Below are 24648 nucleotides of genomic sequence, written 5' to 3'. Positions count from 1 at the left end.
GACCCCGTTCACAGCAACGAGTGTCACCGGCCACCCGACCCCCTGTCGGTGATCCGACCGCCCCGCGGACAGAAAGCGCGGAGGTAGCCCCGGACCCGAGGTTGGCCACGACCACGTCCCCCTGGGAGAACACATGAGCACCACCATCCAGCAGGACACCAGCGGCGCGCTGGAGACCCTGACACCGGAACAGCAGCAATACCGGATGACCCGGGCCAAGCGGGCCGGCTGGTCCGCCTTCCTCGGCGGCGCCCTGGAGTACTACGACTTCTTCGTCTACGCCACGGCCGCCTCGCTGGTCTTCCCCCACATCTTCTTCCCGGACACCGGCAGTGATGCCCTGACCATGGTGGCCTCGTTCGGCACCCTGGGCGTGGCCTACGTGGCCCGCCCGTTCGGCGCCATCGTCTTCGGCCACCTCGGCGACCGGGTCGGCCGGAAGTCCATCCTGCTGGCCACATTGCTGCTGATGGGCGTGGCGACCTTCCTCATCGGCGTGCTGCCCACCTACCAGCAGGTCGGCCTCTGGGCCCCGATCCTGCTCGTGGTGCTGCGACTGGCCCAGGGCCTGTCCGCCGGCGCTGAGATCGCCGGAGCGTCCGCGCTGAGCACCGAGGAGGCCCCCGTCGGCCTGCGCGGGTTCTTCCCGTCCTTCTCCATCTCCGGCATCGCCGCCGGCATCGTCCTGGCCTCTCTGGCCTTCCTGCCGATCACCGCCATGGACGAGGCCGACCGCCTCAGCTGGGGCTGGCGCCTGCCGTTCCTGGCGTCCATCCTCGTGCTCGCCGTCGCCTGGTTCGTGCGCCGGCAGCTCGCCGAACCCGAGGACTTCCAGGAGACCAAGGACGCCGGCGAACAGGAGAAGGCCCCCTTCCTGGTCATGCTGAAGACCCACCCGGTGCAGTTCGTGCAGATCTCCATCCTGTCCCTCCAGGTCGTGACCAACACCCTGATGCAGGCCTTCGGCCTCTCCTACGCGACGTCCGTGGGCATCGACTCCTCGACCATGCTGTGGGTGACCATCGTCGGCAACATCGTGGCCATCTTCACCACTCCGGCGGCCGCCTACCTCTCGGACAAGATCGGCCGCAAGCCGACCTTCATCGCCGGTACGGCCACCACCGCCGTGATGATCTGGGTGTACTTCAACGCGATCGCCACCGCGAACATCGCGCTGATCTTCGTCACCTCCACCATCATCCTGGGCGTCACCTATGCCATGTCCAACGCGGTCTACCCGGCCTGGTTCTCCGAGCTGTTCAACGTCAAGGTGCGCTACTCCGGAGTAGCCGTGGGTCTCCAGGTGGGCATCCTGGTCTCCGGCTTCACCCCGATGATCGCCACCGCGCTGGTGGGGGACAACTATGCGAACTGGGGCCCGGCCGCCTGGATCGTCACCGGCGCCACCATCCTGGCGACCCTCGTGGCACTGACCACCCGGGAGACCTACAAGACGCCGCTGCGCGAGCTCGGCAACCCGGTGTCCGACGCGGAGATCGAGGCCGGGCTGCACCACGGCTCCAAGCACTGACCTCACCGGCCTGGGATACTGGCCGCACCACATGAGACCGAGGGCGGGGCCGGACCATCCGGCCCCGTCCTCTGCAGAATCACCACCGGTCGCGCAGCGGCCCAGCCACCCAGGAGTGATCATGACCCCGCCCACCATCAAGACCGTCTTCGTGCTCAACGGCCCCAACCTGAACCTCCTGGGCCAGCGCGAGCCGGAGAAGTACGGCACGTCGACGCTGGACGACGTGCGTGAGCTGTGCGAGGAGACCGCCTCGGGCCTCGGTCTGGCCGTGGAGTTCCGGCAGTCGAATCATGAGGGGGTCCTCATCGACTGGATCCAGGAGGCCCGTGCCTCCGGCAGCGGCATCATCCTGAACCCGGCCGGCTACACCACCACGTCCATTGCCATCATGGACGCCCTGCTGGCCGCCGAACTACCGGTGATCGAGGTCCACATCACCAACATCCACCGGCGCGAGGAGTTCCGCCACCACTCCTACGTCTCCAAGGTGGCCGAGGCGGTCATCGCCGGCGCCGGCGTGCACGGCTACCGGCTGGCACTGGAGCACCTGGCCCGCCTGCTCTAGACCCTGCCTGCCCCTCGCCCTGGGTCCCGCGCCACGGAGGCCCAGATCGCCCTCGCCATCTCGGGCATCGGCATCGGCAAGCTCATCGGCCCGGTCGTCGCCGGCTTCCTGTCCGACCGGCTGGGCCGGCGGCCGATGATCATGACCTCTCTGGCGATGAACGTCGTGTTCTTCGTGGGCATGGCCTTCAGCACGAACTACGTGATCGGCTTCATCCTGTCCCTGTGGTTCGGCATCGCCAACGCCTTCCTGGACTCCGGCGCCTATCCGGCCCTCATGGAATCGTTCCCGCGGAAGGCGGGTTCAGCCAATCTCCTGGTCAAGGCGGCCATCGCCATCGGACAACTCCTGCTGCCGATCCTCGTGGCGGGCGGGCTCTTCTGGCAGACGTCCTTCTATGGCGCGGCCGCCCTCCTGGCCCTGATCCTCGTCGCCATGTTCTTCGTGAAGTTCCCGGACCGTGAGCAGGCACCGCAGAAGAGTGAGGGCCAGAGCCCCGCACCGGCCGGCTCCGTCCCCGGTGCCAAGCTGTCCGTGGAGGGCGTGGCCCTGGTGATCTTCGGATTCACCTCCACCGGCGCGTTCTGGTTGGCCCAGCAGTCGCTGCCCGGCATGGGTCAGAACCTGGCCGGAATGTCCTCCTCAGAGGCTTCCCGCCTGGTCTCCGTCTACGCGATCGGCTCCCTGCTCGGCGTCTTCGTCAACGCCGCCCTCGTGGCCCGTTGGGTCAGGCCCACCACCCTGCTGATCATCAACCCGATCATGACCACGATCGCCTACGTGCTCCTGCTGACCTCGGAGAATCCCGTCCTCTACAGCATCAGCGCGTTCATGGTCGGCTACTTCGCCGCCGGCGGGCTCTTCCAGTTGACCGTGGTGGTCCTCGCCGAGTTCTTCCCGGCCAACAAGGGCGTGGTGACTTCTGCCATCGGCTTCGCGTCCGGCCTGGCGGCGTTCGTGTTGCCGTTCCTGACCAGTGTCATCCTCGGCGATGCCACTGGAGAGGCTCTCCGCGGCCCCTACCAGACCGTGGTCTGGCTCGGCATCGTCGTCTCCGTGGCCTCCGCGCTCCTGGGGCTACTCGTCCGGTTCCGCCACCGGGCCGTCTTCAGTGCCCCCGTGGCCACCGCGGCAGAGGTCACGGCCGGCCGCTGAGCTACCGCAGGTCGATGGGTGACGGCCTGGCTCAGGCGCGCAGGTCGATCGAGGCGGAGGTCCCGCCGGGGCGCCGGCCCGACGGCGTGACGGCACCCTCCGCACCTTCGTCCTCGTCCCCCTCGGCAGCCAGCTGGCCGCAGGCGCCGTCGATCTCCTTGCCACGGGTGTCCCGCAGCGTGGTGGGGATGCCGGCGGCCTCGAGGCGGTTGATGAACTCGTCCGTGACGTCCGGTTCGGACGAGGTCCAGATCGAGCCCGGCGTCGGGTTCAGCGGGATCGGGTTCACGTGCACCCAGCCGCGGCCGCGGGCGTTGAGCTTCTTGCCCAGCAGGTCAGCGCGCCAGGCGTGGTCGTTCATGTCCTTGATCAGCGCGTACTCGATGGACACCCGCCGGCCGGTCTTGACGAAGTAGTTGTACGCCGCGTCGATCGCCTCGTCCGCCTTCCACCGCGAGTTCACCGGGATGAGCTCGTCCCGCAGCTCGTCGTCCGGGGCGTGCAGGGACAGGGCGAAGGTGACGGGGATGCCCTCCTCGGCCAGCCTGTTGATGGCCGGCACCAGGCCCACCGTGGAGACGGTGATGTGGCGGGCGGACATGCCCAGGCCGGCAGGAGCCGGGTCCACCATGCGGCGCACCGAGGCGATGACCCGCTTGTAGTTGGCCAGCGGCTCTCCCATGCCCATGAACACGATGTTGGTGACGCGCTCGGCGTTGTGGCCGCCGTCCTTGCGCAGGCCGCCCAGTGCGCCCTCGGCGATGACCTCGTTGGCGCGGACCACCTGCTCCACGATCTCGGCCGTGGACATGTTGCGGGTCAGCCCGTTCTGGCCCGTGGCACAGAAGGGGCAGTTCATGCCGCAGCCAGCCTGGCTGGACACGCACAGGGTCACCCGTCCCGGGTAGCGCATGAGCACCGACTCCACGAGGGCGCCGTCGAACAGCCGCCAGAGGAACTTGATGGTGTCCCCGTTGTCCGTGGTGAGCCGGCGGACCTCGGTCAGCAGGGGCGGCATCATCTCCGTCACCAGCTTCTCCCGAGCGCCCTTCGGCAGGTCTGTCATCCGGTCCGGGTCCGAGGTGAAGTGATTGAAATAGTGGTTGGAGAGCTGCTTGGCGCGGAACGCCGGGAACCCGAGTTCGGCCACCTTGGCCTGGCGTTCGGCGAGCGTCAGGTCCGCCAGGTGGGTCTTGGGCTGCGCCACGCGAGGCTGCTTGAACTGCAGCAGCGGCCGGCCGTCGTCGGTGGTCTGCTGCTGCCAGCCCTCGGCCTGGGGACGGACCTGGGGCCGGTCTCCATCCGTGGCGGCCGGGTTGGAGAGCATCCGCCCGTCCAGCGGCCCGCCGATTCCCTGCTGCTGCAGCCGGGCGCGGTCCTCGGCGATCTGCTGTGCCTCGGTCTCGTCGATCAGGCCGCGCTTGGGGCGGTTCAGCTTGAGCTTGCCGTCCCGGGCATGCTCCAGGTGGGCGTCCGCGGGGACAGCCGTACGCCGGGCCTCGGGTGCCTTCCGGCGTGCCGAGGTCCGGTCAGTGCGGTCCGTACCGTGGTCCCCTCCGCGGGGACGAGAAGTCTCAGCCATCCCTGCCATTCTCCCATGAGTGTCCAATCGGTGGACGGGAGACTCCACAGAGATCCTAGGGACGCAGCCACTCCCGGGACAACCAGCGGTCGGCCAGGATCGCGCGCGAGAGGTTGACCTGGGTATGGATCCTGCGGACCTTCGTCCGCAGGGCCATCAGGGCCTCGTGTTCTGTCTCCATGGCGGCCAGCCTGTGGATCAGGGCCACGAAGCCCGGACTCAGGATCTGTTCCAGGCGCGGCCAGGCGGCGCTGTCCAGTAGATAGCGGGCACTGGCCGTCAGGGGCTCATCGACAAGCATCCGGTCCGGGACGTCCGCCATCTGCTCGGCGCCCAGCACGGTGACCGGCCGGGGTTCGGGGGTGGCCGCGCGCTGGGCGTAATCCGGGCCGCTGAGCTTCTCCAAGGGCCCGTCCCGCTCGAACCGGAAGCGGCCGCCGCGGGCGAGGGGGACGGCCAGCGACTCACTCCACACCCGGCGCATCACCATGAACATCGCCACGTGGAAGAAGCGCAGGTACGGAGACAGGGCATCCGAGACTGCGGTGACCTCGGAGTCCGCGAAGGGGCAGAACACCTGCGAGTACGCATCCACCACCACGGTGCTGGCCTGCATGATGTACCGGCTGGCGCGGATGTCCCTGCCGTAGGCGTAGAGGATGTCCGCCGGGGTACTGCCGGGCATGGACTCCGCCCAGTCCAGCAAGGCCTGCGCTGTCCTCTCGTTGAGTTCCGGTGTCAGGATCTGTGCATTGTGCGCCGCCCACTCGCGGTCCAGGTCCTCCTGGACGATGGTCCTCTTGCGCTGATAGAGCCCTTTGAATGTGGGCCACTGCCCGGCGGCGTAGCCCTCCCCGACCACGAAGGGGGCGGCGAAGGCGTAGGGGGCGCCGATGGCCTCGGACAGGAAATATCCCTGGCCGTCCCGGAGGGACTGGGTGAAGGAATCGATGACGCTGCTCGGAACGCTCATGGCCGCCCGGACCACGGAGTGCTGGATGCCGGCCAACTCGGCCAGCTGCGCCGCGACCATCACCTCCTGGCTGTTCTCGTCACCCTGGGTCACCGCGTGGAGGTCCTTCACGCCCCGGTTCCGCAAGAGCCCCAGCAGCAGGCGGCTGTCCTTGCCGCCGCTCAGGCGCAACTGGATGGGCTTCTCGGGCAAGGCGGCCAGGAGCCGGTCGGTGGAGCTGTACAGCGCCGCTTCGAGTTCGGACACTCCCTGCTGGAACACGTCCTCCGTCTGGACGATCGCGGCTGGGGGCCGCGCGGGCCCCTCCACCACCTCCAGCCGTCCCGCGGAGATCTTCACCGCACTCCGCGTGGGGATGGTCCGCACACCCGCGAAGGGGGTCTGGCCGGACATGGAGTAGCCGAAGTTGAGGGCCTCGGCCAGGTAGTCGTCGCTGGTCTCGACCGCATCGACGTCACCCCGGACCTTGGCGAGGGCGATGGCCAGGGGGCGGTTGGAGAGGTAGAGTTACCCGGCGTCTTCGCCATAGTGGACCGCTTCGAGGGCCGGAACCGTGTTCCAGGCGAAGATCTCCCGCCGATTCCCGGCGATCGCCATGTACGTGCCCCCTACGGGGGTACGCATCTCCATCGGGCGGCCGAAGATCCCGGATGAACGCAGCAGCTCATCGCCGATGCCCGGGAACGTCGCGGAAGCCCACCGCATGCCCTTGTGGCGCGTGTGGCGCGCCGCGGTGGCCGGCCATTCGATCAGCGCTGCGCCGGAGGTCAGCGCCCGGTGGACCACTGGCTCCTGTCCGTAGCGGGGCCCGAGGAAGGGTGTGTAGGACTCGACGGCGGCGGCGCAGACGGCCTGGAGACCGGCCCTGTCCGCTTTGCCGCGCGGCACGATGCTCAGGAGGACGGTCACGTGGTGTGGCTTCCCTTCATCCGGCGCCCGCTTCAGCACGGGTCCGGGAACACGGCAGGCCAACCCCTGCCCAGGGACCGCAGGCTGGATTCGCCTGCGGATCGTCCATCAGGGTATCGAGTCTGACCCGCCTGGCGGGGCGCGCAACACGGGTCCAGGCCCAGACGGCCAGTCTTCTCACCGGTCAGCTCCGGTCAGCCACAGTCGGCCAGGCAGCAAGGCCGCTGCTCAGTCCGCTATCGTCCGGTCCCGGCCCGCCAGCCAGCCGAAGGCGGCCGCCCCGAGGCCGGACGCGGCGAACAGCCAGGCCGCCGGCCCGAAGGACCCCGTGGTGGCGAAGATCTGGCCGGTGATGAAGGTCCCGGCCGAGCCCAGTCCATACCCCAGACCTTGCATCATGCCGGAGACCCGGATCGCCATGTGGGGCGTGGTGCTGCGCAGCGTGATCATGGTCAGGGCCAACGCGGTCAGCGCACCCTGCCCCACACCGAGGATGCCGGTCCACCACCAGATCCCGGACAACGGGCCGTGGATGGCCAGGATGAACCCGCCGCCCGTGAGCACGGCGGCGGCCACGTTCAGCCATGACTGCGAGCGCAGCCGCGTCGCCCAGACCGGGCCCAGGAGCGAGCCGGCCATCTGCAAGACGATGGAGAAGGCCACGATCCCCCCGGCCGGGCCGCCGTCGATCCCGCGTTCCCGCAGGATCGGGGCGAGCCAGGCGAAACAGGTGAAGGAGGTCATGGCCTGGCAGACCATGAGGGCGGTGATGTGCCACGCGATCGGTGAGGTCAACGGACTACGCCCCGTGGTCGAGGTGGAGACCCGGGCGGAGGAACGGTGCCGCAGGAGCACGGGGATGAGCAGTGCCGCGGCCACCGCCACGGGCACGGCCCAGATGCCCAAGGCCAGGTTCCAGTCCCCCACCGCCTCGTAGAACGGGAAGGTCAGCCCGGCGCCGAAGGCCGCGGAACCACAGATCGCGGTGGTGTACAGCCCGCTCATCAGGCCCTGATGCTCGGCGAAGTCCTGTTTGACGATGCTGGGCAGCACCACGTTGGCCAGGGCGATCGCCGCCCCGGAGACCACGGTGCCGGCCAGGAGGGTGAGCACGGCGCCGCCGTCGGGAACGGGGACCGAGCGCAGTACCAGGCCGATCGTCAGCAGCACCAGCGCCCCCGTCAGGACCTGCCATGTGCCGAAGCGGCGGGCGAGGGCCGGTGCGAGCGGTGCGAAGAGCCCGAGCAGGGTGGTCGGAACGGTCGTCAGCAGGGTGGCGCCCCACGCCGGCAGGCCAGTGGCGGCGACGATCTCCGGGAGGATGGCCGAGAAGCTCGAGAACAGGGTCCGCAGGTTGAGGGACACGAAGACCACGCAGAGCGCCAGGTAGACCCACGAGACCGCCGCGGGTCGGTTCGACCGCCCGGACGCCGATGAAGTGGTCATCCCAGCATTGTGCCAGCGCGGTGCCCGCCCACGGCGCAACCTCGCGAGCCGACCACGGGTTCAGGCCTGGAGGCTGCGCACCACCAGCCGCGCGGGCAGCTGACGCCATCGCAGGGGAAGCCGCGGGTACACCGCCCGGAGCACGCCCCACAGTGCATCCTCCCGCCGGGAGTCGGCCCCGTCCCAGTCGAGGCCGAGCTGGCTGCGGACCCTCGCGGGCAGCATCCCTGCCGAGACGAACCGCACCAACGGCATCAGCCGCCGGAGCCACCACGGCGCCGCCGCAGCGGCGAACAGCTCCCGGCAGATCTCCCGGGCCTCGTCCGTCACCTCCAGGCTCACGACGGCGGCGTCCCAGTACCGCGCGAAGGCCGCCCGGTCCTCGGGCCAGAGGTCAGCGGGCATGCCCAGCAGGGTCCCCAGGACGGCGTAGTCGCGGTAGGCAGCCTCGGCCTCGCCTGCAGCCTCTGCGGAGTCTCCCGCAACAGCGGCCGGCCACTCACCCCAGATCCGCCACCGCGCCTGCTCAGCCGCCCAATAGAGGGTGGCTGTGACCCAGAGCTGGGCCTGCGGATCGGCGGCGGAGTACGAACGTCCGGTGGCATCCGTGCCCTGGACCGGAGCGTGCGCGGCGCCCACCCAGCCGGCGACCCGCTCCCGCGCGGCCCCCGCCTCTGGGAGCACAGCCGCATAGACGAACTGCAGGGTGTGGCGCAGACGCTTGAGAGGGTCGGACGCGAAATCGGAGTGTTGTGCCACCCCGGCGCCCACGGACGGGTGGGATACCTGGAGCAGGATCGCCGCCCCGGCGCCGGCCAGCACCACCGCCTCCCGGGCCAGGTCCTCCGTGCCGGACGGTGCGGTCATCGCCGGTCCCCGGGCCCGACTGGACCAATCGTCCACCCGCGGTAGGCGGGCCGTCCGTCCGGCTGCCGCGCCGGCGTCGTGAAGGGTGCGGTGGAGGCCGGGAACGCAGTGGTGGCGGGCCGCTGCGGCACTGGCGCGACAGCCTCGTCAGTCTCCTGCGCCGCATCCACAGCATCCACCGCCTCCTGGACGGCCGCGTCCCGGGCCCGGTCACCCATGCCGGCCTCGGTGAGCACGGCATCGAGGTTGCGGATGAAGACCACGAGCCAGGCGTAGATCACCCCGCCCATGGCGAGTTCGAAGCCGGTCAGGTTGTAGTAGCGCAGCGGGAACCACAGCAGGGTGGCGATGATTCCCAGGCCGAGCATGAGGTACGTGCCCACATAGACGGCGGGCGGGAATCCGGGGAGCCAGAGCTGGATACTGGCCAGCAGCACGATGAAGACGACGCCGAGGACGCGGATGAAGGTCGAGTGCACGGGGTCGGAGAAGTTGATGGGGACCACGCCGGCTCCCATCATGCACAGCCCGATGACGAACAGGGACCAGCGAAGCACCCCGATCCGGGCCTTGCGCACGCCGCGCCGGGCACGGTCCCGGGCCCAGGTGAACAGGTCCTGGGTGATGAAGGAGGACAGCGTGGTCAGCACCAGCCCGGAGACCGTGAGGGTGGTGTTGAAGGTCCAGAAGGAGAGGATGCCGGCCTGGCCGGTGCCGAGCTCGGAGAAGAAGGCATGCCACCAGAACGGGTTCTCCGCCAGGAGCATCGAGACGATCATCCCGGAGGCCATGAACAGCGCGAGCAGGGTGGACAGGGACCGGGTGGAGATCCGCGCCGAGGAGTTGAACCCGAGGTAACCCGCCACGGTGCCGGTGAGCGTCAGCATGACCGTGGAGGCGATGCCGTCCACGGTCAGACCGGTGAAGGCCTCCTGGAACAGGCGGAACAAGGCCAGGCAGGCCATCACCGCGATCGCTCCGTGGACCACCACGAGCCCGACGGCGTCCGCCACCATCCAGCCCCAGTGCCGTTGCGTCATCCACTGGTGGGTGGTGCGCGTGGAGCGAGCCAGTCCCACCAGGCAGGCGAGTCCGGCGGCCACGGCGGTCAGGATGGCCGCCGCGGTACCCACCGACCAGTCGCCGGACAGGGGCGCACGGCGCCCGAAGAACACCACCAGCCCGACGGCGGCTCCCGCGGCTCCGGCGGCGATGGCCACCCAGATGGCCAGAGACTCACGGGCCACCGGGCTGGTGAGCCGGCGGACCGACAGGAGCCTCTCGAGCGGGCGGGGATGGCCCTCCGGGACCCTGGTCACCGACGGTCGACCGGTGGCGGTTGCTGGGGTTGCGCTGAAGTCCGTCACGTTGACGATGGTGGCACGCGGTGCTCACCCGGGCCCAATGTCTGACGTGTCGTGGGCGGATGCGAGGAATGACCTTCTACCGTTTTGACGCCGACTGGACTATGCTGATTCATACTCCGTTTACCTTTTGTTCACTTAGCGAAGGAGACGGGCTCGCCAACAAGGGTTGGCGGGACCACAGAAGGAGGTGCCCATGACCACCGATGTCATGACCGAGAACCAGGCCACGGAGGCCGAGAACCGCTCTCGCCGGACGGCCGGCCGCCGCGCGATGACCCCCTCCACCGGCAACGGCATGGGCGGCGCATTGCCCACCGGGGCCAATCAGATCGTCCATGCCCACGTGCTGTCCCGTGGAGTCGCTGACCTGCAGGCGAAGTTTGCCCAGGTCCTGGACGGCGGCGTCATCCACCGCACCGTCCACGCCGCCTATCGCGAACTGGACCGCACGGCCCGGCTGAAGACCTACCTGCCCACCCTCGCCCTGAACCAGGCCGAGACCCGCCTGCGCGGGATCGCTGACCGCACCGCCGCGGCCGGCACTCCCGAGGTCAAGACCGTCGAGACCCCAGGCGGGATGACAGTAGCCGCCTGATCCCCCACACTCCCACCCAGGAGCAGCCATGACCACCCACCAGAACCCCTTGGACACGGCTCCGGATGACCGTGGACTCGATGCCGCCGGCGCCGTCCCCGAGTTGGACCGCCACGTCCTGGAACGGACGGCGGCCCACCTGCACGAGCGATACGCCAAGGTGGCCGATCGCGCCACGGTCGACCGGATCCTGGACGAGACCTACCGGGAGATGGACCGCCGGGCGGCCGTGAAGACTTTCTTGCCCCTGCTGGCCGGCAACTTCGCGGACAGCCAGCTGCGCGCCATCGGGATCGCCCGGGGGATCATCGAATCACCCCTGCCCCGCGTGCTGTTCATTGATGACGCCAACGCCGGTCGGTCCCAGATGGCCGCCTCCCTGATGCTCAAGCATTCGGAGGGGCGGGTCACGGCCCGCTCCGCCGGCCTGACGCCGGTGGGCCACCTCTATGAGGACGCCGTGGCCGTCATGGCCGAGATCGGCATCCCTTTGGACCAGGCCTACCCCAAGCCGCTGTCCGGGGATGTCCACGCCGCCGCCCAGCACGTGGTCACCCTGTCCTGCGGCGAGCAGGTGGAGCAGCTGCCCGGCAAGGACTACCGCGAGTGGGACATCCCCAATTTCGTGGGACGGTCCCTCGAGGACATCCGGGCCATGCGAGACGACCTCGACACGCGGGTGCTGGATCTGATGCGTGAGGTCGGCGTCGATACTGCCGCCCGGGCTGGGGCCGGCACTGGTGCCGGCACAGCGGCTGGGTCCGATCGTCGCGACCATCCGCCCCTGCAGATGAGCGCCTGACACCCCCGGCCCACACTCGCGCCGGCGCCTGCGCCCACAGGACGGCACAGGCCCCACACCGGCCTGTGGCCCGGGCCGGAGATCCGGCGGCCTATCATCACGGCATGACTGACTCGACGCACGGACCCGGCCACCAGCACGGTGCCGGGTCCTCTCGGAGCCGACTCGCGATCGCCTTCGGCATCACCGCCAGCATCCTCGTCGCCGAGGTGATCGGCGCCTGGCTGACCGGGAGCCTGGCCCTGCTCGTGGATGCCGGCCACATGCTCACCGACGCCGGCGGCCTCCTGGTCGCGCTCATCGCGGCCAACCTGATGCTGCGTCCGCCCACCGACCGCCGCACCTGGGGGCTGCTCCGCACCGAGGTGCTGGCCGCCGGCGCCCAGGCAACGGTGCTGCTCGCCGTCGGCATCTATGCGCTCTTCGAGGGCCTCCGGCGCCTCGCCGAGCCGGCCGAGGTTGACGCCGACGGGCTATTGGCCTTCGGCATCATTGGCCTGGCCGGCAACCTGGTGGCCCTCGCCGTCCTGGCCGGCGGGCGAGATGGGTCGCTGAACCTGAGGGCTGCCTTCCTGGAGGTCGTCAATGATGCCCTCGGCTCGGTCGCTGTCATCGTCAGTGCCGTGGTCGTCGCGACGACCGGCTGGACCCGTGCGGACGCCCTGGCCGGAATGGTCATCGCCGCGCTCATCCTTCCGCGCGCGTTGGTGATCCTGCGGGAGGCCGGCAGCGTCCTGCTCGAGTCCGTTCCACGGGAGTTGGACCTCACGGAGATCCGGACGCACCTGCTCGGACAACCCCACGTGCTCGAGGTCCACGACCTGCACGTCTCCCGGATCGATACCGGGACCCCCGTGCTCACGGCCCACGTGGTGGTGGAGCACGGCTGTTTCGGGGACGGCCACACCATGGAGATCCTGAGGTCACTGCAGGACTGCGTGGCCGAACACTTCGCCCTCCCCGTGGACCACAGCACGTTCCAACTGGAGCCACCGGGCCACCGAGACCAGGAAGGGCACCTGCACTCCTGACCCGCGCCAGAAAGGCCAGCGATCACACCGGCCGCGGCGCCAGTCGTCACGAGCCGCCGCGACTGTGGACGAACCGCACTTGATACCCCGTGGGGGTACTTGCGCCGATACCCCTATGGGGTATATCTTCGAGTCATGAGCACTGACATCACGGACCCTCACAGCGCCTCTGGCCCGGACGCCCAGTCGTCAGTCGACACAGGCACGGACGCTGCAGACGGGGCGCACCACGGATACAGCCCCAGCAAGGACGCCTACCTCAAGCGGCTGCGCCGTATCGAGGGACAGGTCCGTGGCATCTCCAAGATGGTGGACGAGGACAAGTACTGCATCGACATCCTGACCCAGGTCGCCGCCGCCACCAAGGCCCTGCATGCCGTCAGCCTCGGCCTGCTCGAGGACCACATGGGTCACTGCGTGGCCGATGCCGCCCGCGAGGCCCGGGACACCGGCAATGACGAGGCCGTGCAGGCCAAGGTCGCCGAGGCCACCGCCGCCATCGCCCGGCTCATGCGCTGACCGGCTCGCCGCCGGCCCCACCACACGACATCACCACCCACGGAGGATCACCATGACCACCACCGACATCAAGATCAACGGCATGACCTGCAACCACTGCGTTGCGAGCGTCACCGAGGAACTCCAGGAACTGCCGGGTGTCACCGGCGTCGACGTCACCCTCGTGGCCGGAGGAACGTCCATCGCCACCGTCGCCACCGAGGGACGCGCCCCGGCCCCTGAGGACCTAAAGGCCGCCGTCGAAGAGGCCGGCTACGCCGTGGCCACCCCCGGGCTCGACCTGGCCTGATCGGTCCTGATCCGGCCCGAGCGTCGGCCGGCAGCAGCCAGCGATGGCCGGCAACGGCCCGTCGGAAACACCAGATGGACAGGAGAGATTGCCATGAGCGAGACAGTGAAGAGCGCAGCCGCCGAGGGCAGCGGAACTCGCCGGGTGGATCTGGATATCACCGGCATGACGTGCGCCTCGTGCGTCGGACGGGTGGAGCGCAAGCTCGGCAAGCTCGACGGCGTCACCGCCACGGTCAACCTGCCGCTCGAGTCCGCCGCCGTCGCTGTTCCTCCGTCCGTCACCGACGAGGAGATCATCGCCGCCGTTGATCGGGCCGGCTACTCGGCCTCGATCCACCGCGCACCACATGACCACACCTCCACCACCGTCACGGGCTCTGGTCACCCTGTGCCCGGCCACGGCGCGGAGCCGAGCGACGGCGACCACGGCAACCACGGACCTGACGGGCACGAGGGACACGAAGACCATCTGAACCACGGCCCCTCGGGCGACGTGATCAAGCCCCGGCTCATCGGGGCCGCCGTGCTCACCATCCCGCTCTTCCTGATCTCCATGGTGCCTGCCCTGCAGTTCCCCCACTGGGGCTGGGTGGCCCTCGCCCTGGCCACACCGGTGACCTTCTGGGCGGCCTGGCCGTTCCACACCGCCGCCTTCAAGGCCGCCCGCCACGGATCCTCCACCATGGACACCCTCGTCTCGATCGGCGTGCTCGCCGCCTGGGGCTTCTCCACGGCCGAACTCCTGCTGGACCCGGCCATGACCGCCCACGCTGGCGCGGCCATGGCCGGTGGTGGCATGGCCAGCATGGCTGATCACCAGCTGTACTTCGAGACCGCCGGCGTGGTCACCACGTTCCTGCTCCTCGGCCGTTGGTTGGAGGCGCGCGCCAAGAAGCGGGCCGGCCATGCCCTGAAGTCGCTGCTGGATCTCGGCGCCAAGACCGCCACGGTGCTGCGCGACGGCGTGGAGGTCACCGTTCCGGCGGCCCAGCTGGTGCCCGGTGACGAGTTCGTGGTCCGCCCGGGCGAGAAGGTCGCCACGGACGGCTACGTGGTCTCCGGCCATTCCGCCGTGGACACCTCGCTGATCACCGGTGAATCGGTCCCCGAGGAGGTCGGCCCGGAGGACACCGTCACCGGGGCCACCGTCAACACCTCGGGACGGCTGCTGGTCCGCGCCACCCGGACCGGCTCGGACACCACCCTCGCCCAGATGGGCCGGCTCGTCTCCGATGCCCAGACGGGAAAGGCACCGATCGCCCGGCTGGCGGACCGCATCTCCGCGGTCTTCGTGCCGATCGTGCTCGTGATCGCCGTGATCACCTTCGCCCTCTGGCTCGTCTTCTCGGGTGACCTGCACGCGGCCTTCCGCGCCGCCGTCGCCGTCCTGGTCATCGCCTGCCCCTGCGCGCTGGGCCTGGCCACTCCCGTCGGTCTGCTGGCCGGCACCGGCCGGGCCTCCCAGCTGGGCATCCTCATCCGCGGCCCGGGGGTCCTTGAGGACACCCGCACCGTGGACACGATCGTGCTGGACAAGACCGGTACCGTGACGGCCGGCGACCTCGCCGTCAGCTCCGTCACGCCCCTCAACCGCCACGACGCCGATCAGGTCCTGCGCTTGGCCGGGGCCGTCGAGTCGCACTCCGAGCACCCCATCGCCGCCGCGATCACGGCGGCCGCCCGGGAGGCGGACGGCGGCACGGTCCCCGAGGTGGACGGCTTCGAGTCGGCCCCCGGCGGCGGCGTGCGCGGAACGGTCCAGGCCCACACCGTGGCCGCCGGGCGGTCCAGCTACATCTCCACCGAGTTGGACTCCGGCGCCCTGACCGCCGCTGAGGAGCAGCAGCTCGCTGACGCCGAGGCCGCCGGCGCCACCGCGATCTGGGTCTCCGTGGACGGTCAGGTCGCCGGGATCATCTCCCTGCAGGACACCATCAAGGAGTCCTCGGCGCCGGCGATCGCCGAGTTCAAGCGCCTGGACCTGCGTCCCATCCTCCTGACCGGGGACAACGCGCAGGTCGCCGCTCAGGTGGCGGCCGCCGTCGGGATCTCCGCGGGGGATGTGTTCGCCGGGGTGCGCCCCGAGGACAAGGTGGCCAAGGTGATCGAGCTGCAGGAGGCCGGCCGCGTGGTGGCCATGGTGGGCGACGGCGTGAACGACGCTCCCGCCCTGGCCCAGGCCGACCTCGGGATCGCCATGGGCTCCGGCACGGATGTGGCCCGGGAGGCCGCCGACATCACCGTGATGGGTTCGTCCCTGGGCCAGGTGGTCCAGTCCGTGCAGCTCAGCCGGAAGACGCTGGGCATCATCAAGTCGAACCTGTTCTGGGCCTTCGCCTACAACACGATCGGCATCCCGGTGGCAGCCGCCGGACTGCTCAACCCGATGCTGGCCGGCGCGGCCATGGCCCTGAGCTCGGTGCTGGTGGTGGCCAACTCGCTGCGGCTGACGCGGTTCGGGCGCTGACCGCACTGACCGCGCTCACCACCCGTTGACCGGCGCTGACCACCCGCCTCCCGGGCAACCCTAGTGCGAGGACATCTCTCGGGCCGCCGGCACGGGACGCTGATCGAACACCGTGCTCCCGACCTCCTGCTCGGCCTGGTTGTGGATGGAGAGGTCGATCCCGGAGCGGTCCCGGACCAGGCTCACGGCGATCAGCGCCACCACGCACATCCCGATGAGGTAGACGGCGATGGCCCCGGAGGATCCTGTGGCGTCCAGGAGGGCCTGGGCGATCATGGGCGCGAACGCCCCGCCCAGGATGGCCCCGATCGCATAGGAGATGGACACCCCGGAGAACCGGATGGAGGCGGGGAACAGCTCTGAGTAGAGGGCGGCCTGCGGCCCATAGGTCAGCCCGGTGCCGATGCAGATGATACCGAGGCCGAGGTAGAGGTTGGCCAGGCTGCCGGTGTCGATGAGCAGGAACAGGGGCCAGACCGCCAGGATCAGCCAGACATAACCGAGCTGATACGTCCGTTTCCGCCCGATGTAGTCCGAGAGGATTCCGGCTCCGAGGGTGGAGAGCAACCACACCGCGGCGGCGAACGTCATGGCGATCAGCACGTCGGTGTTGTCCAACCCGATGTCGTCCGAGGTGGCGTAGGAAGGGATGAAACCGCCCGTGGACATGTAGCCCACCGAGTTGTTGCCCACGAAGATCAGCGAGGCCAGGAGCACCAGGTGCCAGTACTTGCGGAACAGTTCCACGATCGGGACACTCGTCTGCTCCTTCTTCTCGGCCATCTCCTTGAACACCGGGGACTCGTCCACGGCCATCCGGACGAAGTACCCGACGCCGATCAGCACCACGGAGGCGATGAAGGGAATCCGCCAGCCCCACTCGAGGAACTGCTCCCCGGGAGAGATCACGCCGGTCATCAGTGCGGTCACCCCGGTGGCCAGCAGCAGGCCCAGGGGCACCCCCAGCTGGGGCATGGAGCCGGCCAGTCCGCGGCGCTTCGCCGGAGCGTGTTCCACGGCCATCAGCGCCGCGCCACCCCACTCGCCCCCGGCGGAGACGCCCTGGAGCACGCGAAGCAGGATCAGCATGATCGGAGCGATGACCCCGGCAGACGCATAGGTCGGCAACAGGCCGATCAGGGTGGTGGCCCCGCCCATCATGATGAGCGTGACCACCAGGATGACGCGGCGGCCCAGCTTGTCCCCGTAGTGGCCTGCCAGGAACGCCCCGAGCGGGCGGAACAGGAAGGAGATGCCCACTGACGCGAAGGACAGCAGCAGGCCGATTGACTCCCCCGCCGGCTCGAAGAACAGCTGGGAGAAGACCAGGCCGGCCATGGTGGCGTAGATGAAGAAGTCATACCACTCCACGGTGGTGCCGACCAGGGTGGCGGCAGCGACGCGGCGTTGGTTGGCCCGGTCGGAGTGTCGGGTTTCAGTCATGGGTACCTCGTTGGGTGGTGCTGAGAAGATGTGCGGGGCTGCCGGGGCAGGTCGGGGTCACGGGGTGAAGATCGGCTCGAAGAAGTCCGTGAGCTCGTCCGTGGCGGTCAGCGGCAGCACGGCGGCCACGTACTGGTCCGGCCGGACCACCACGATCACGCCGTCGCGGCTCAGGCCGCGTGCCTCGAAGAAGTCGTCCTCCGGACCCACGCCCCAGACCTTGTTGAGGTTGGAGACCTGGAACCGGCCGACCTGCGGACGGAAGATCGAGGGCGTCTTCATCAGCTCCACCTCCTCGTGGGGCTGCTGGTAGACCACCTGGACGTCGAACAGCGCGTCCAGGTCCCGGCCCGCGGGGGTGAAGCGACGGACCGGGGAGTCCTCGGAGTCCAGCCATTCGGCCCAGGTCCGCAGGGCCGAGTCCTGGGCGGAGGACACGGCGGCATCGGCGAAGGCGTAGATCCGCCAGCGCCCGTCCGCCGTGTGCTGATGACCGAAGCGGTGCGGAGTGGTGTCGGAGACACGCTTGGCCGGATGCGCCTTGAAGCGCTTGCCGAGAGGGAACCCGCTGGCTAGCGCCTGGTGGGTGGCGTCGGCCACGAGCAGCCCGGCCGGGTACTCCGTCATGAAGCCGGCCGGGAACTCCGCGGTCTTCTGGTAGAAGTCCTCCAGCGCGGTGGCGCTCTCCAGCTCCTCCGGCTTGGCGGCCATCATCGAGGACCACTCGCGGTCGAAGTCGATCAGCTTCTGGGCCACCGGCTGCCGCTCGGCCGAGTAGGTGGACAGCAGCGACTCCGGGCTGAGCCCGGTCAGCACGTGGCCCAGCTTCCAGCCGAGGTTGAACGCGTCCTGAATGGAGACGTTCATGCCCTGACCGGCCTTCGCCGAGTGGGTGTGACAGGCGTCCCCGGCGATGAACACGTGGGGGTGACGCTGGCCGACGTCCTCGGCCTGGACATCGTCGAACCGGTCCGTCACCCGGTGGCCCACCTCGTAGACGCTCCACCACGCCACGTCCTTCACGTCCACCGTGTAGGGCGAGACGATCTGGTTGGCCTGGGCGATGATCGACTCGATCGGGGTCTTGCGCACGGCGCCCGCGTCGTGCTGGTCCACCTCACCCAGGTCCACGTACATCCGGAATAGGAAGCCGCCCTCGCGCGGGATGTGCAGGATCGAGCCGTGTTCGGACTGGATGGCGCACTTGGTGCGGATGTCCGGGAAGTCGGTCTCCGCGATGACGTCCATGACGCCCCAGGCGTGGTAGGACACGGCACCGACGTGCTGCGCGCCGATGTCCCGGCGGACCTTCGAGTGGGCACCGTCCCCGCCGACGACGTACTTGGTGCGGATGGTCCGGGTCTCGCCCGGGTTCACCCCGGACTGAGCCGTCTCACCGGTGCGCTTCAGGGTGACGGTCACCGGGTACTCGCCCTCGCCCACCTCGAGGGACACGAACTCCCACCCCCAGTAGGGCTCCGTGCGGGACGGCGCGTGACGGGCGAAGCGGGCGAAGTAGTCCAGCACCCGGGCCTGGTTGACGATCAGGTGCGGGAACTCGCTGACCCCGGCCGGGTCGTCCACGGCCCGTGCGGTGCGGATGATGTGGCCGCTCTCCTGGGGATCCGGCTTCCAGAAGTTCATCTCGGTCAGGTGGTACGCCTCCGCGACGATCTCCTCGGCGAACCCGAAGGCCTGGAACGTCTCGACGCTCCGGGCCTGGATGCCGTCGGCCTGGCCGATCCCCAGCCGCTCCGGACGGCGGTCGACGAGGCACGTCATGACCTCGGGGAAGCTGGCCAGCTGGGCGGTGGCGGTCATGCCGGCCGGTCCTGCGCCGACCACCAGGACGTCCATGGTCTCGGGCAGCTCGGGGGAACGGTCCACGCCCACGCCGGCGGCGGGCTGGACCCGCGGGTCCCCGGACACGTACCCGTTGTGGTGAAACAGCATGTGGTCTCCTCTACAGGTGTTCTAGCGTTCTATTCGGCGGTGCCGGTGGCACACCAGGTGTCGGCGAGGGCCTCGGTGGCGCGGGCCAGCAGGGCGACGTCGGCCGCCACGTTGACGAAATCGGCGCCGGCGGCCAGGTAGTCCCGGGCCTGGTCCGGGGCGAACGCGTTGACGCCGACGAACCGGCCGGCCTCCCGGGCCTGCCCGATCACGGTCTTCACCGCGGCGACGACGTCCGGGTGGTTCTGCTGCCCGATCAGTCCCATGGAGGCGGCCAGGTCGGAGGGGCCGATGAAGATCCCGTCCACTCCGTCCACGGCCGCGATCTGCCCGGCGGCGGCGACGGCGGCCGCGGACTCGATCTGCACCACCAGGGTCACCAGGTCCCCGGCACGGGCCAGGTAGTCCGGGACCCGGTTCCAGCGCGCCGAGCGCGCCAGGGCGGACCCGACCCCGCGCATCCCGCGCGGCGGGTAGTGCATCGCCCGGACGGCCCGCTCGGCATCCTCGACGCTGTCCACCATCGGGATGACGAGGGACTGCGCCCCCAGGTCCAGGTACTGCTTGACCAGCACGGGGTCCAGGACGGGCACGCGGACCATGGGGATGACCGGGTACCCGGCCATGGCCCGCAGCTGGGACTGGATGGTCTCCAGGCCCAGCGGGGCGTGCTCGCCGTCGACCAGGAGGAAGTCCATGCCGGCAGAGGCACAGATCTCGGTGACGGACGGGTCGGCCGAGTTGATGAACATCCCGGCCGGGGCCCGGCCGTCCCGGTCGGCGCGCGCCTGCGCGCTGAACAGGTCCTTGAAACTGGGCTGCGGTTCTAGGCGAATTGGCATGTCACGGTCCCCAGGTTCCCGTAGTCGGCGTAGACGGTGTCCCCGGCATAGACCCACATGGGCCGGGTGAAGGAGCCGGCCAGGATGATCTCCCCGGCCTCCAGCACGTCCCCGTGCCCGGCGATCCGGTTCGCCAGCCAGTGCACCCCGTTGGCCGGGTGGTTGAGCACCCCGGCGGCCACGCCCGTCTCGATGATCTCCTGGTTCCGGGACAGCATCCCTGCCACCCAGCGCAGGTCCACGGCATCGGGAGCGACCGGTCGGCCGCCGAACACCATGGCGCCCATCGCGGCGTTGTCACTGATCGTGTCCGTGATCGTGCGCCCCTCCATCTCGATCCGGGAGTCCAGCACCTCCAGCGCCGGCACCACATACTCGGTGGCGCGCAGGACGTCGAACAGCGTCACCCCCGGGCCCGCCAGGGTGTCCTTCAGCACGAAGGCCAGCTCCATCTCGACCCTCGGATGCGTGTAGCGCGACCACTCGAAGACGTGGCCGGACTCCATCACCATGTCGTCGAAGATCACCCCGTAGTCCGGTTCGTCGATCCCGGTGGCGTCCTGCATGGCCTTGGAGGTCAGGCCGATCTTGTGACCTGCCTTCTTCCGGCCGGCGTCGATCTGCCGCCGGGCCCAGATCCCCTGGACCGCGTAGGAGTCCTCGATCCCCATGTCCGGGTACCGCGCCGTGAGCAGCGGAACCGGCGTCCGGTCCTCACCGGCCTGGTGCAACTCGTCGGCGATCGCCGTGTGCGTTGAGTGGTCGAGCATGTCCGTGTCTCCCCTGCCTCTACAGCTGGTGTCCGAGTTTGAAGCCCTTGGCGGCCTCGCCCGTGTAGGTCCCGGCGGCGTCGCCCTCACGGGTGTAGGAGAACCCGTCGGCGCCGATCGTCACCGCCATCTCGCTGCTGTCGGTGCGCTCGATGACCGGCTGCGGGTTGCCGTCCAGGTCGAGCACGAGCGAGCCGTCGGTGTACCAGGAGGGGACCACGGGGTTGCCCCACCAGTCACGACGCTGGTTGTCGTGCACGTCCCACGTGACGACGGGATTGTCCGGGTCGCCGGTGTAGTAGTCCTGCGTGTAGACCTCGACGCGGTGCCCGTCCGGGTCGCGCAGGTACAGGTAGAACGCGTTGCTGACACCGTGGCGGCCGGGACCGCGCTCGATCGAGTCGGAACGGCGGAGTGCGCCGAGCTTGTCGCAGATCGCGAGGATGTTGTGCTTCTCGTGCGTCGCGAAGCACACGTGGTGCATGCGCGGGCCGTCGCCGCCGGTCATGGCGGTGTCGTGCACAGTGGGCTTGCGACGCATCCACGCGGCGTACACCGTGCCCTCGTCGTCCTGGATGTCCTCCGTGACGCGGAAGCCGAGGTCCTGCATGTACTTCACCGCGCGCGGCACGTCGGGTGTGATCTGGTTGAAGTGGTCCAGACGCACGAGCTCACCCGGGATGTGCAGGTCGTAGCGCCACGACATGCGCTCGACGTGCTCGCTCTGGTGGAAGAACTCGTACGGGAAGCCCAGCGGGTCCTCCACGCGCACAGAGTCGCCGATGCCCTTGGTGAAGCCCTCTTGGCGGCGCTCCACGCGGCAGCCGAGCTCTTCGTAGAACGCGACCGCCTTGTCCAGGTCCTCGGGTGCGCGCACCCGGTACGAGAACGCACGCACCGCAGCCAGCTCTCCCTTGCGCAGGATGAGGTTGTGGTGGATGAACTCCTCTGTGGAGCGGAGGTAGATGACCTCATCGTCCTCCTCGGTGACGTACAGCCCGAGGATGTCGACGTAGAACTGGCGGGACGCCGCCAGGTCGGTCACGATGAGCTCCATGTAGGCGCAGCGCAGGATGTCCGGGGCCGGGGCCTGCGGGGTCGGGACGGGATTGTCGGAGACGATGGGGGCTTCCTGGGAGACGTAGAAACCCGAGGACGTCATCGTCCGGTCGTCGAGGTGGGTCATGATGGTCCTTGCTCTGTCGGGGAAGTCGGGGCGGACGGGGCAGCCTGGGTAGGCAGCCCGTCGGGCGCGGAGCAGCTGGGTCCGGTCACGCCTGGAACTCCTCGGCGGCCTGCTCCTGCCGGCCGAAGACGGGATTGTGGACCTCGCCGAGGTTGATGTGCACGGCCTGCTGGTCGGTGTAGAAGTCGATCGAGCGGTAGCCGCCCTCGTGCCCCAGGCCGGAGGCCTTCACGCCGCCGAAGGGGGTGCGCAGGTCGCGGACGTTGTTGGAGTTCAGCCACACCATGCCGGCCTCCACGTTCTGGGCGAAGTTGTGAGAGCGCTTGAGGTCGTTCGTCCAGATGTACGCGGCCAGGCCGTACTTGGTGTTGTTGGCCAGTTCGAGGGCCTCCTCGTCCGTGTCGAACGGGGTGATGGCCACCACCGGGCCGAAGATCTCCTCCTGGAAGATCCGGGCCTCGGGGGACACATCGGCGAACACGGTCGGCTGGATGAAGTTGCCTTCAGGGAACTCCTCCGGGCGACCGCCACCGGCGGTCAGCCGGGCCTCGGACTTGCCGATCTCCACATAGGACATGACCTTCTCGAAGTGCTCGGGGTGGACCAGGGCTCCGACCTCGGTGGCCTCCTCGTGCGGCAGGCCGACCTTCACGCGCTTCGCCTGGGCCGAATAGCGCTCCACGAACTCGTCGTAGATGCCGCGCTGGACCAGGATGCGCGAGCCGGCCGTACAGCGCTCGCCGTTGAGGGAGAAGACGCCGAAGACGGTGGCGTCGATGGCAGCGTCCAGGTCCGCGTCCTCGAAGACCACGGCCGGGGACTTGCCGCCCAGTTCCATGGACAGGCCCTTCAGGTAGGGGGCTGCGTTGGCGAAGATGATCTGCCCGGTGCGGGATTCGCCGGTGAAGGAGATCAGCGGCACGTCCGGGTGCTTGACCAGGGAGTCCCCGGCGAAGCCCTCCTCGCCATAGCCGTGGACCATGTTGAACACACCGGCCGGCAGACCGGCCTCCTCGAAGATGCCCGGCCAGAGGGAGGCGGACAGCGGGGTGAACTCCGCCGGCTTGAGCACCACGGTGTTGCCGGTGGCGATGGCCGGACCGAGCTTCCAGGACTCGAGCATGAACGGGGTGTTCCACGGGGTGATGAGCCCGGCCACGCCGATCGGCTTGCGGTTGACGTAGTTCGCCTGGCGGCCGGGGACCTTGAACGCGTCATCGTGCTGGGCCACGATCAGGTCCGCGAAGAAGCGGAAGTTCTCGGCGGCACGGCGGGCCTGGCCCAGGGCCTGGGAGATCGGCAGCCCGGTGTCGTAGCACTCCATCTCGGCCAGTTCCTGACCGCGGGTCTCCACGATGTCCGCGATCTTGTGCAGCACGCGGGAACGCTCACGCGGGAGCATGGTCGGCCAGGGGCCGTTCTCGAAGGCGTCCTTCGCGGCGGCCACGGCGGCGTCGATGTCCGCGACCTTGCCGGAGGCGGCCTGCACATAGGGCCGGTTGGTGACCGGGTTCAGCACGTCGAACGTGGCGCCGTCGATCGAATCGACGTGCTGTCCGCCGATATAGTGCTGGATTTTCTCCGGAAGGTTCGCGGGAACGAATTCGGTGCTCTGGGCAGTCATGATGGTCCTCTCGGTCGTCAGACAGATGGTGAGTCGGCGTCGCCGTTGCTGGCGGCGACATGGTCCAGGTAGGCGTTCAGGGTGTTGAGCCTGTGATGGCGGGCGGCCTGCTCCACCGCGCCGAACTCGGCACCGGCGGCGATCAGGTCCAGCAGGTGGTCATGTTCGGCCACCGAGCGGTCGGCACGGTGGGGGACGTAGGCGAAGGTCGAGGAACGCAGTGCCGCCAGGCGGGCCCAGCCCCGGTGGACGAGGTCCAGGATGTGGCTGTTCTGGTGGTGCTCGAACAGCACGGAGTGGAATTCCTTGTTGAGCCGGGTGAACTCCACGGGGTTGAAGTCCGCCAGGAGCCCGCGCATCCGCTCGTTGATCGCCCGGGCCCTCTCGATCTCCTCCGCGGTGACCAGAGGAGCGCACAGTGCCGTGGAGTATCCCTCCACCAGCGCCAGCGTCTCCATGGTGTCGTGGTAGATCTCCGGGTCGATCCCGATCACGGTCGCCCCGACGTTGCGGGTGTAGGCCACCACTGACTCCGACTGCAGGCGCCGGATGGCCTCCCGCACGGGGACCACGGACATCTCGAGTTCGGCGGCGAGCTGGGCGAGCACCAGCCGAGCCCCGGGGGCATAGCGGCCGGCGTTGATGCCGGACAGGATCCGCTGGTACGCCAGGTCCGCCTTGGACGAACCCGTCCCGGTGTCCTGCTCGCCTGCCCCCCGGTTCACCG

General features: G+C 69.2%; 22 protein-coding genes. 9 read left to right on the top strand and 13 right to left on the bottom strand.

The genetic code is table 11. The features are described 5' to 3' along the window. Positions 1-133: 133 nt before the first annotated feature. The 3 genes from BOSE125_RS14890 to BOSE125_RS14880 all read left to right on the top strand — a co-directional run bounded on the left by BOSE125_RS14890 (position 134) and on the right by BOSE125_RS14880 (position 3254). Positions 134-1531, top strand: coding sequence for an MFS transporter (locus tag BOSE125_RS14890; RefSeq protein ID WP_159553794.1), 1398 nt, complete (start codon positions 134-136; stop codon positions 1529-1531). A gap of 121 nt (positions 1532-1652) precedes the next feature. Then, entirely contained in the window at positions 1653-2099 is a 447-nt protein-coding gene (aroQ, locus tag BOSE125_RS14885) for a type II 3-dehydroquinate dehydratase (RefSeq protein ID WP_159553792.1), read from the top strand. Between the two features lie 3 nt (positions 2100-2102). Beyond that, complete coding sequence (locus BOSE125_RS14880; RefSeq protein ID WP_159555261.1) at positions 2103-3254, top strand: MFS transporter; 1152 nt, start codon at positions 2103-2105, stop codon at positions 3252-3254. A gap of 31 nt (positions 3255-3285) precedes the next feature. On the opposite strand, the gene rlmN is transcribed toward BOSE125_RS14880, so the two are convergent. The 6 genes from rlmN to BOSE125_RS14850 all read right to left on the bottom strand — a co-directional run bounded on the left by rlmN (position 3286) and on the right by BOSE125_RS14850 (position 10398). Beyond that, a complete protein-coding gene (rlmN, locus tag BOSE125_RS14875) occupies positions 3286-4845 on the bottom strand; it encodes a 23S rRNA (adenine(2503)-C(2))-methyltransferase RlmN (RefSeq protein WP_159553790.1) in 1560 nt (519 codons plus the stop codon). 46 nt (positions 4846-4891) lie between these two features. Continuing rightward, positions 4892-6202, bottom strand: a complete 1311-nt coding sequence (locus tag BOSE125_RS14870; protein WP_159553788.1) for a hypothetical protein — start codon at positions 6200-6202, stop codon at positions 4892-4894. Positions 6203-6316: 114 nt separating this feature from the next. Next, entirely contained in the window at positions 6317-6718 is a 402-nt protein-coding gene (locus tag BOSE125_RS14865) for a hypothetical protein (protein ID WP_159553786.1), read from the bottom strand. Positions 6719-6946: 228 nt separating this feature from the next. After that, positions 6947-8164, bottom strand: a complete 1218-nt coding sequence (locus BOSE125_RS14860; RefSeq protein WP_236558046.1) for an MFS transporter — start codon at positions 8162-8164, stop codon at positions 6947-6949. A gap of 60 nt (positions 8165-8224) precedes the next feature. Continuing rightward, on the bottom strand, positions 8225-9031 hold the full coding sequence (locus BOSE125_RS14855; RefSeq protein WP_236558044.1) for an oxygenase MpaB family protein: 807 nt from the start codon (positions 9029-9031) through the stop codon (positions 8225-8227). Beyond that, positions 9028-10398, bottom strand: coding sequence for a hypothetical protein (locus tag BOSE125_RS14850; RefSeq protein WP_159553784.1), 1371 nt, complete (start codon positions 10396-10398; stop codon positions 9028-9030). The genes BOSE125_RS14855 and BOSE125_RS14850 overlap by 4 nt, the downstream gene beginning before the upstream one ends. A 193-nt stretch (positions 10399-10591) precedes the next feature. Here BOSE125_RS14850 and BOSE125_RS14845 point away from each other — a divergent pair, with 193 nt between their 5' ends. The 6 genes from BOSE125_RS14845 to BOSE125_RS14820 all read left to right on the top strand — a co-directional run bounded on the left by BOSE125_RS14845 (position 10592) and on the right by BOSE125_RS14820 (position 16103). Further along, entirely contained in the window at positions 10592-10993 is a 402-nt protein-coding gene (locus BOSE125_RS14845; protein ID WP_159553782.1) for a three-helix bundle dimerization domain-containing protein, read from the top strand. 28 nt (positions 10994-11021) lie between these two features. Next, entirely contained in the window at positions 11022-11795 is a 774-nt protein-coding gene (locus BOSE125_RS14840; RefSeq protein WP_159553780.1) for a low molecular weight phosphatase family protein, read from the top strand. 104 nt (positions 11796-11899) lie between these two features. Then, positions 11900-12826, top strand: a complete 927-nt coding sequence (locus tag BOSE125_RS14835; RefSeq protein WP_159553778.1) for a cation diffusion facilitator family transporter — start codon at positions 11900-11902, stop codon at positions 12824-12826. A 135-nt stretch (positions 12827-12961) separates the two neighbouring features. Further along, on the top strand, positions 12962-13345 hold the full coding sequence (locus BOSE125_RS14830; RefSeq protein ID WP_159553776.1) for a metal-sensitive transcriptional regulator: 384 nt from the start codon (positions 12962-12964) through the stop codon (positions 13343-13345). A gap of 52 nt (positions 13346-13397) precedes the next feature. Beyond that, positions 13398-13634, top strand: coding sequence for a heavy-metal-associated domain-containing protein (locus BOSE125_RS14825; protein WP_159553774.1), 237 nt, complete (start codon positions 13398-13400; stop codon positions 13632-13634). Between the two features lie 93 nt (positions 13635-13727). Next, positions 13728-16103 (top strand): cation-translocating P-type ATPase, encoded by a 2376-nt coding sequence (locus tag BOSE125_RS14820; RefSeq protein ID WP_159553772.1) that lies wholly within the window; start codon positions 13728-13730, stop codon positions 16101-16103. A 60-nt stretch (positions 16104-16163) separates the two neighbouring features. Here BOSE125_RS14820 and BOSE125_RS14815 read toward each other — a convergent pair whose 3' ends face one another. From BOSE125_RS14815 to BOSE125_RS14785, 7 genes are all read right to left on the bottom strand, one after another. Further along, positions 16164-17546 carry an MFS transporter gene (locus tag BOSE125_RS14815; RefSeq protein WP_159553770.1) on the bottom strand — a complete coding sequence of 461 codons (1383 nt, stop codon included), beginning with the start codon at positions 17544-17546 and terminating at the stop codon, positions 16164-16166. Positions 17547-17603: 57 nt separating this feature from the next. Then, positions 17604-19499: an FAD-dependent monooxygenase gene (locus tag BOSE125_RS14810; protein ID WP_159553768.1), complete on the bottom strand. Its 1896-nt coding sequence runs from the start codon at positions 19497-19499 to the stop codon at positions 17604-17606. Positions 19500-19528: 29 nt separating this feature from the next. Next, positions 19529-20341 (bottom strand): HpcH/HpaI aldolase/citrate lyase family protein, encoded by an 813-nt coding sequence (locus BOSE125_RS14805; protein WP_159553766.1) that lies wholly within the window; start codon positions 20339-20341, stop codon positions 19529-19531. Further along, positions 20326-21111 (bottom strand): 2-keto-4-pentenoate hydratase, encoded by a 786-nt coding sequence (locus BOSE125_RS14800; protein WP_159553764.1) that lies wholly within the window; start codon positions 21109-21111, stop codon positions 20326-20328. Before BOSE125_RS14800 ends, BOSE125_RS14805 begins: the two co-directional genes overlap by 16 nt. Before the next feature lie 19 nt (positions 21112-21130). Further along, positions 21131-22297, bottom strand: coding sequence for a 3,4-dihydroxyphenylacetate 2,3-dioxygenase (gene hpaD / locus BOSE125_RS14795; protein ID WP_159553762.1), 1167 nt, complete (start codon positions 22295-22297; stop codon positions 21131-21133). An 85-nt stretch (positions 22298-22382) separates the two neighbouring features. Further along, the gene (gene hpaE / locus BOSE125_RS14790) at positions 22383-23921 is read right to left on the bottom strand and encodes a 5-carboxymethyl-2-hydroxymuconate semialdehyde dehydrogenase (RefSeq protein ID WP_159553760.1); all 1539 of its coding nucleotides are present in this window, start codon (positions 23919-23921) and stop codon (positions 22383-22385) included. Positions 23922-23938: 17 nt separating this feature from the next. After that, positions 23939-24646, bottom strand: coding sequence for a GntR family transcriptional regulator (locus tag BOSE125_RS14785; RefSeq protein WP_236558042.1), 708 nt, complete (start codon positions 24644-24646; stop codon positions 23939-23941). Positions 24647-24648 lie beyond the last annotated feature (2 nt).

This window comes from Citricoccus sp. K5, assembly GCF_902506195.1.
Lineage (GTDB): Bacteria > Actinomycetota > Actinomycetes > Actinomycetales > Micrococcaceae > Citricoccus.
Note: the sequence above shows the minus strand (reverse complement) of the source record. Positions and strands in the feature narration are given on the sequence as shown.

Excerpts from the sequence above, each read along its gene's own strand:
- BOSE125_RS14890 (WP_159553794.1), top strand. The coding sequence starts at position 134 with ATGAGCACCACCATCCAGCAGGACACCAGCGGCGCGCTGGAGACCCTG.
- aroQ (WP_159553792.1), top strand. The coding sequence starts at position 1,653 with ATGACCCCGCCCACCATCAAGACCGTCTTCGTGCTCAACGGCCCCAAC.
- rlmN (WP_159553790.1), bottom strand. The coding sequence starts at position 4,845 with ATGGCAGGGATGGCTGAGACTTCTCGTCCCCGCGGAGGGGACCACGGT.
- BOSE125_RS14870 (WP_159553788.1), bottom strand. The coding sequence starts at position 6,202 with ATGTCCGGCCAGACCCCCTTCGCGGGTGTGCGGACCATCCCCACGCGG.
- BOSE125_RS14860 (WP_236558046.1), bottom strand. The coding sequence starts at position 8,164 with ATGACCACTTCATCGGCGTCCGGGCGGTCGAACCGACCCGCGGCGGTC.
- BOSE125_RS14855 (WP_236558044.1), bottom strand. The coding sequence starts at position 9,031 with ATGACCGCACCGTCCGGCACGGAGGACCTGGCCCGGGAGGCGGTGGTG.
- BOSE125_RS14845 (WP_159553782.1), top strand. The coding sequence starts at position 10,592 with ATGACCACCGATGTCATGACCGAGAACCAGGCCACGGAGGCCGAGAAC.
- BOSE125_RS14840 (WP_159553780.1), top strand. The coding sequence starts at position 11,022 with ATGACCACCCACCAGAACCCCTTGGACACGGCTCCGGATGACCGTGGA.
- BOSE125_RS14835 (WP_159553778.1), top strand. The coding sequence starts at position 11,900 with ATGACTGACTCGACGCACGGACCCGGCCACCAGCACGGTGCCGGGTCC.
- BOSE125_RS14830 (WP_159553776.1), top strand. The coding sequence starts at position 12,962 with ATGAGCACTGACATCACGGACCCTCACAGCGCCTCTGGCCCGGACGCC.
- BOSE125_RS14825 (WP_159553774.1), top strand. The coding sequence starts at position 13,398 with ATGACCACCACCGACATCAAGATCAACGGCATGACCTGCAACCACTGC.
- BOSE125_RS14820 (WP_159553772.1), top strand. The coding sequence starts at position 13,728 with ATGAGCGAGACAGTGAAGAGCGCAGCCGCCGAGGGCAGCGGAACTCGC.
- BOSE125_RS14815 (WP_159553770.1), bottom strand. The coding sequence starts at position 17,546 with ATGACTGAAACCCGACACTCCGACCGGGCCAACCAACGCCGCGTCGCT.
- BOSE125_RS14810 (WP_159553768.1), bottom strand. The coding sequence starts at position 19,499 with ATGCTGTTTCACCACAACGGGTACGTGTCCGGGGACCCGCGGGTCCAG.
- BOSE125_RS14805 (WP_159553766.1), bottom strand. The coding sequence starts at position 20,341 with ATGCCAATTCGCCTAGAACCGCAGCCCAGTTTCAAGGACCTGTTCAGC.
- BOSE125_RS14800 (WP_159553764.1), bottom strand. The coding sequence starts at position 21,111 with ATGCTCGACCACTCAACGCACACGGCGATCGCCGACGAGTTGCACCAG.
- hpaD (WP_159553762.1), bottom strand. The coding sequence starts at position 22,297 with ATGACCCACCTCGACGACCGGACGATGACGTCCTCGGGTTTCTACGTC.
- hpaE (WP_159553760.1), bottom strand. The coding sequence starts at position 23,921 with ATGACTGCCCAGAGCACCGAATTCGTTCCCGCGAACCTTCCGGAGAAA.